Consider the following 7,034-nt stretch of genomic DNA (forward strand, 5'->3'; position numbering starts at 1 on the left):
TGGCGTTGAGGCCCCGGTCTCCGGGGCCATCCGGTCAGAACCAGGTTTCCATCTGTACACCGAAGTTCCATTCGCCACCGGCATCAAAGCCCTTGCTGCCGAACGCGTCGTCACTGGCATAGTTATTGAGCCGATGATCCCAGTTCATCCAGGTTGCAAACAGACGAATTTCCGGACGCTTAAGGAAGTCACCGACATCACCGGCTTTCAGGGTTGGCGCAATAGTGAATTTGGTAAAGCTGCCGCTGACCGCGTTACGGTTGTTGTAACCTTCCGGACGCAGATCCATGTACTGATAAGAGCCTTCATACTGCATCTCAAAATTCTGGGTGATTTCCTGAATCAGACGCAGGTTAACTGTCGCCCAGTCATAGCTGTCACCTTTGACGTACCGATCGTCACTGCGCTGTGCCAGTACGGCAGGCGCAATGTGCCAGCCACCGCCCAGCGGGGTGATGCCGTAACTCGCCAGCCGCCAGGTGTTCGCTTCTGGCAACAGTGCGCCGTCAGACCCAATTGACTTCACCTCTGCGCCCAGGCCATGGCCATAGAGCAGTGCCGTTTTGGAAGTGCCCTCTGTCAGCCCATAGAAGCTGTCGTTATGCAGGCCTAGCAAAGCATGTACGCCGGTTTCGGCCGCATCGTCTTTGACTCTGAGTCCGTCGATATCCCGGCGATCGTCGTTATCTTTCGCCCGCATACCACTGAGCATCATCTGCACCGGGCCGACAAAGTTATTCAGCGTCAGGATGTAGTTTTGCGCCGTATTTTCATTGTTTTCGATGTCGCCAAAGGTACGACCGTACAGCGAAATGTTACTACGCGTCTGATCGCTCCACTTCATGTCGTAAATGCCGGCACCGGTACCTGCAAGAAACACAACATCAGAGTCGATCCAATGGATATCAAAGTTATCACGGTCAAAACGCTTACCGGCCCACACGGTAGAGTTATCAAATGCACCGCTGAAAGTGGGAAGTTGCCCAAGCTCGACAAATGCCTGACGCAGGTTGAGATCGCTGCTGGATGCGGTCCAGTCGTTATAGGTGCGCTGCCCGTCAGCCAGCATGGCTTTGAAACGGGTGGTAGCACCATTATCCAGCGTCTGCTTATGTTCGAGGTTGAGCTCAACATACGTATCCGGCTCATTACCGAGACGTCCAACGTGACCGCCGGTTTCGCCAGCAGGAGTGAGTGTCGGACCACCCTGCGTTTTAGTGGCTGAGCTGTTCATCAGCAATCCGGAACGGGCGTAACCGTGGAACTCAAAGCCACCTTCATCGGCAGATTTTTGTTCCAGCTTCGCGGTGCGCTGAGCAACCTCGGCGGTAGAAGTCTGGGTCTGCTGCTGTACGGCTGCCAACTGTTGAGCCTGCTTCTCAGCCACCTGTGCCTGCTTTTCGGCGACCTGAGCGCGGGTTTCAGCAACATTTGCTCGCTGCTCGGCTGCCTGAAGTCGTCGCTCCATCGCCGCAAGGCGTGCCTCAATGCTGCTCATGCTGGAATCGGCCCAGACTGATGTAGAAAAGAATATTAAAGAGAGGGCGACTGCTAACGTGCTTTTTTTCATTTTTTATTCCCTGAGGAGAGGCTATCATCACCGGCTTTTTTGCTAAACCGGTTTAGGCGCAAATCATAGCCACGGGTAATTTCCCTCTGCAATGAAAATAGCTAAACCGGTTTAGTGATTGTGAGATAGCTCCCAAAACAGGGGCGTCAGGGATGATTAGCCGGCCAGATTGTCCAGCTGATGGAGCCAGGGAAGTGCTGTCATGGCACCTTTCGCGGTGGTTGCCAGGGCGCCACAGCGTTGTGCTGTGGCAAGACAAATGGACAGCTTTGATTCATCGGCAGGCAGACCTGACGTCGCCAGAACCCAGAGTAATCCGGCCACGAAGGCATCACCTGCACCTGTGGTGTCGACGCTGTCCACGGGCGTCGTCGCATGGTGAGTGATCTCGCCCTGATAGCAGGCGATTACCCCTTCCCTGCCCCGCGTCACCAGTAATAAGCGAATACCAAATCGTTTGGCCAGCTGCGGCAAGCTGACAGCTGGTTCCTGTCCCGGACAGAGGAAATCCAGTTCCTCGTCTGAGAATTTAACCACGTCGGTATGACTCAGCGCCTCGTTCACCACCAAATGCAGCAGTGCCGGATCGGACCAGAGGTCTTCACGCAGATTTAAATCAAAGCTGACATGGCCGCCTGCAGCACGAATCTGCTTCATGGCGGTAAGCGTGGCGGTGCGTGATGGCTCAGCTGCTAAGGCGATCGAACAGCAGTGCAACCATTCACCGCGCTGGAACTCAGGCAGATCCGACGGTTCAAGAAACAGATCGGCGCTTGGGCGCACCATAAAGGTAAAGGAGCGTTCGCCCTGCACATCCAGCCCGACCACCACCGTTGACGTGCGGTGCTGTGAATCAGCGATCATGTAGCGAGTATCAACGTTCTCCTCTCTGAGCGTCTGCCGCATAAATTCACCAAAAGGATCAGCGCCTATCCGGCCAATAAAAGCACTGTTTCCCTGCAGACGTGCAATGCCAACGGCGACATTAGCCGGTGCTCCGCCCGGACACTGCATCAGGTGGCCCGGCTTTTCGGGTAGCAAATCGACCACGGCATCCCCGAGACACCATACGCGAACAGACATAGACAACTCCTGTGATTGAATTTAAAAGCTAAACCGTTTTAGCTATAGCGTTAAACTGTACCAGGATCAAGCGTAATACTGCTGAAATGAGGCGCGTCGTACAGAACATCTCTTCAGGCGAAGAAGAAAATGCGGATAAGGCAGGTATGCCTCTGGGTGGATAGCAGATAAAAAAACCGGCCAGTGGCCGGTTTCGAAGGCGATACAGGGTGACGATTAATTCATTGTAGAAAGAATCTGTCTTATTGATGCGTCAATCTGCTCAGCGATCTCTTTTGGCAGACGACTGAATTCATATTGCACGGTCCGCTTCTCATCATTGGTTTTGCGTCGTGCATAGGTATTAGCCGTGGTAAATGTTGCCAGTTTCTCCGTCACAGTTTTGCTGACGGGTGTCGGTTTCTTTAACTGACGACGCGCGCTTTTGAAGCCATTCAGGATAGCGTTCTTCTTATCATCCGGGTTGGTGATTCGCAGGAGATCATCTTCATTCAGCTTTTGCTGAATCTCGCTGACCAGCGCAGAGACCTCAACCGCTTCCGCTTTAGCCTCCTCCCAGACATCAAGCAGCAACTGGTAATCCTGAAGCGTCAGCTCAGAGACAACCGGGAAGAGTTCAATGAACTCAGCAGGCACAGCTGCTGCCTGGAACGCACGAGTGACCTTGGCATTAGAGATACCTTCTGCTTTGGCAATCTCGGATTTGCTCATGCCATTTTCGTTCATCAGCATAAAGCGTAACCCTAATTCGCGCAGGTTATGCTCTTTAGCGGTCTGTATATCAGCGGCCAGTTGACGCGCATCACTGATGCTCAGTTCATCAGCGGTGACCAGTACCTCCAGGCTTGCCCCCGAAAGAATACATGCAGCGCGGCGGCGTGAACCATCCATGATCTCAATCTGATCACCGTTGATGCGACCAATCGCCGGGAAAAACTGCTGCAACGTAATGGTACGGGTGATCTCCTGCAGCGATTCCGGTGTCAGTGTGCTCTGGTCACGACCGTTGATTTGGGGATCAACCGTTGTTCTGGTCTCAATATCATCATGCAGGATGAGCTGGCGAACGAAAGTTGCCTTCGCACCCGATTTCAGCGTAAAGGTGCGTGACTGACTGCTACTGTCAATCATGTTCGCGATAGCTGAATCACCAAATTTGCGGCCAATGCGCTGTATAGGTTTGCTCACAAGGTGCTCCTGATATATTCGATGCGGTCAAACACAGCCCTGGAGAACTGTTCGGCTTCATATTTAGCTTTGCGCAAAGCGTCCGCACTGCCTGGATAAGATGAGGGATTGGCACTGATGACGGTATCAAAGGATTCACCGCAGCGTTCAAACCCGTCCAGTCTTGGCAGGCTGCAGTCCAGCATTGATTTGGTAAACACTTCACGAGCATAACTTTGAGAGGTCAGGTGATCGTGTTTAGAGGTCATTTTCGACATAAAGCCAATATTTGCTTTAAGACGCGGTTCAATGCCTTCTGACTCAATACGTTCGAGCATTTCTGGCAGGCGAGTCAGATACTTCATAGTTGAATGGAAATCGACCTGTGCCGGCGGCGTCGGTGTCAGCAGCACATCACTGGCCGCAATAGCATTCAACATGAACGAATCAAGGTGAGGACCGGTATCGAGAAAGATGAAATCATAATCACCGGCCAGACGATCAATCACGTTGCGGCGCAATACTTCGGACGGTGCAACGCCAGGCAGATGTTCAGCAACCAACTCTTCCCAGTCACTGGCAACGAAACCATCGTCTATTGAGGCGGGAATTACATCCACTCCCGGCATGACAGTTGGCTTAATAAACTGTTCGCGAAGCTGGTCGGCATCCAGGTCGTTCAGCATGGCCTGCGCTGCGGTCTCAAGAACGGAGCCTACGCTATTAGTGTGACTCAGGAACATTGTGCTTGATGCCTGTGGATCCAGGTCAATAACCAGAATGCGCAGGTCATTATGCAACATAGAGGGATGAGCGCGCATACCGTGGGCCAGTGTGACAGTACTGACTGTTTTAGAAACACCGCCCTTAAGACTTACAACAAAGACGACGAAGGGTCCATCATGGCGATCGCGATATTTTGGGACTTTACGGTGCTCATAGATGTCGACTACGTTCTGAATGGTCAGTGCGTATTGTGAGGTACTGCCGGTTTGTTTCTTACCAAACTGATAACCTGCTTCTTCCATATCACCAATGGCAGCAACAACAGCGTGCTTACTCAGTAATGGCATATTGGCGACGGCATTACGTGAGAAAGTCTGGTAAAAACCGGTCTGATTGAACTCCTGACGTTGTTGTTCAATGTGGCTACTCAGTCCATGTAACATGGAATTGGCTCTGGTCGCCATTTCCAGCACTCCACCATAATCGCGCTTCATAAGCCCCTCTGCTTTACTGTTTTTTGCATACTACACAAAAAGGCTAAACCTGCCAATTTTTTAGAAAAATGACAAAAACCTGGATTTTTTATTAGTGACATTAAGATGACGATGAGATGGATGGGAGAGTTATGAAGAGGGTGGGTCAAATTGACGGTTTCTCTCGCTGAAATGAATGAATTCGATGTTTCAGGATTACCTCCTTAAAGAGGCTTAAGGGCGTTTTCAACTGTCGTTTCACCCCTTTATATTACAGCATACCATTCTGTTTATTGTGCAAAGAGTTATAAAGTTCATATGTTTTCCATGGTATTTTCAGCATGAAAATTTAAATAAATTTCATATTAATCATCAACATAAAAGAGAAATTGAATGGTGAAAAAATGCGTTGCAACGTGTTGAAGATAAGCTCTAACTTTGATTTTTAGTCTTTTTATGATTGCTTCAGCTTATTAATTTTATCAACAGGGCTTGCAAGTCTGGTAAGTCGATTAATGGCGGTGTCCTTTCAATTTCCATCGCTTAAATTTGAAATTTTTACTCTCCTTAAGTCATCATGTGTCATGACTTTTTCATACTCTTGATTGCCGGGCTTCATCGAAGCTTTATAGTATTTCAAGTCTGACAAACACTCTATTACTTACTCAGGTTGCGTTTGAACAACATATCCAGTCGTTATGCCGGTTGATAAATTTTGTGAATTCACTGATCTTTCCGTACCCGTTTCAGACCGGGGGCAGGGCTCATACTTATAAAGCAGGTATCAAATCTTAACCGGACATTTTGACGATTAAGTGATTGCGAATATGTATCATCGCCCTTTCAATATTGTATTCAACTCCGCAAATATTTACCTATCTCTCAGTTTCTCTTTCTGAGGAGAACCTTCACTTACTCGAAAACGAGGCAGCACAACATTTCTTCCATGTCTGACAATCTTCAACTTTTAAAAAAATGAGTTTCCGGTTGCTTTTAGTAGTCTGAATTTCTGTTCAGCTCCTTTTTTGAACGCTGCTGTAAACCAGACTTCGCTTTCTCAGTTAATCAACATAAGATATTGAATCAGAAAATTACAAGGGGAATTTGATTATGGTGTTTTCATCATGAAAAAATCATAACAATTCCTTATTTATCATAATGATAGATTATTTTTAGCGTGGTAACTCTTTAAAGTATGAAGAGCACGACAAATGCTCAATCTACATCAAAGCCCTATTTAAAATGTGGTTATCAGAGTTTCTTTCACGGTCTTGCTGCTTATGCTTTGTTCAAAGGGCTTTCATGTTAAATCCTCTGCTAAACCAAACCTGACGGCTGATCACAATTCAATGCCTGTCTTAAACATCAGATCTATCTGACATGCTGCTTCTGCCATGTTTTCTCTGTTTTATCCTCATTATTCACAGGCCAGATCCAATTGGTCGATCCTTAATAGATCAAATTGAGATCCTAAACAGATCCCCATAACGTCTGAGGGCTTGTGGCACAAGGCTTTGAAGGGTGTCAGTAACCACTATAGCGAGAAGAATAACCACTATAGAGAGTGGAATAACCACTGTAGCGAGGAAAGCAACCGCGCTGGCGAGTACTTAACAACCACTGTAGCGAGTAAATGACTTTTTATTGTGTGTATAACCCTTTTGAGAGGGCATTACTGTCGCTTCACTGACACTGTGCGATGAGAGCGAGTGCTGCATGTCGAGGGCAGGGCAAATTATCCGTTCTGTTAACCTCTTTTTACCGGGTTATCCACTGAATAGATCCAATAACAGATCATCATAAGATCCTAATAAGTTCCTTAAAGATCCCCAACGCGCTCCAGGCCACGGTACGCCTGAGCTGGGGTAAGGTGACTAACCACTATAGCGAGTAGAACAACCACTGTATCGAGAGAAATAACCACTATGGTGAGTAGATTAACCGCTGTAGTGAGTGATAGTATCCACTGTATCGAGTAACAGCGGCTTTCGCCTGTTCACATCACGGATCTTCCT

At 48.5% G+C, this 7,034-nt stretch carries 4 protein-coding genes; all 4 read right to left on the reverse strand.

Going from position 1 to position 7,034, the window contains the following annotated elements; translation table 11 throughout:
* Window positions 1-34: 34 nt before the first annotated feature.
* The 4 genes from KTJ90_RS19425 to KTJ90_RS19440 all read right to left on the reverse strand — a co-directional run bounded on the left by KTJ90_RS19425 (window position 35) and on the right by KTJ90_RS19440 (window position 5,040).
* On the reverse strand, window positions 35-1,570 hold the full coding sequence (locus tag KTJ90_RS19425; protein WP_192378212.1) for a carbohydrate porin: 1,536 nt from the start codon (window positions 1,568-1,570) through the stop codon (window positions 35-37).
* A gap of 156 nt (window positions 1,571-1,726) precedes the next feature.
* The gene (gene cscK / locus KTJ90_RS19430; protein ID WP_337028820.1) at window positions 1,727-2,653 is read right to left on the reverse strand and encodes a fructokinase; all 927 of its coding nucleotides are present in this window, start codon (window positions 2,651-2,653) and stop codon (window positions 1,727-1,729) included.
* 216 nt (window positions 2,654-2,869) lie between these two features.
* Window positions 2,870-3,841 carry a ParB family protein gene (locus KTJ90_RS19435; protein ID WP_499026661.1) on the reverse strand — a complete coding sequence of 324 codons (972 nt, stop codon included), beginning with the start codon at window positions 3,839-3,841 and terminating at the stop codon, window positions 2,870-2,872.
* Complete coding sequence (locus KTJ90_RS19440; protein WP_003850644.1) at window positions 3,838-5,040, reverse strand: AAA family ATPase; 1,203 nt, start codon at window positions 5,038-5,040, stop codon at window positions 3,838-3,840. The genes KTJ90_RS19435 and KTJ90_RS19440 overlap by 4 nt, the downstream gene beginning before the upstream one ends.
* Window positions 5,041-7,034 lie beyond the last annotated feature (1,994 nt).

Source organism: Pantoea jilinensis, from assembly GCF_019104105.1.
In the GTDB taxonomy this organism is placed as follows: Bacteria; Pseudomonadota; Gammaproteobacteria; order Enterobacterales; family Enterobacteriaceae; genus Pantoea; species Pantoea eucalypti.

Bases quoted from the DNA above. Each gene is read 5' to 3' on its own strand.
- KTJ90_RS19425 (WP_192378212.1), bottom strand. From the start codon at position 1,570: ATGAAAAAAAGCACGTTAGCAGTCGCCCTCTCTTTAATATTCTTTTCT.
- cscK (WP_337028820.1), bottom strand. From the start codon at position 2,653: ATGTCTGTTCGCGTATGGTGTCTCGGGGATGCCGTGGTCGATTTGCTA.
- KTJ90_RS19440 (WP_003850644.1), bottom strand. From the start codon at position 5,040: ATGAAGCGCGATTATGGTGGAGTGCTGGAAATGGCGACCAGAGCCAAT.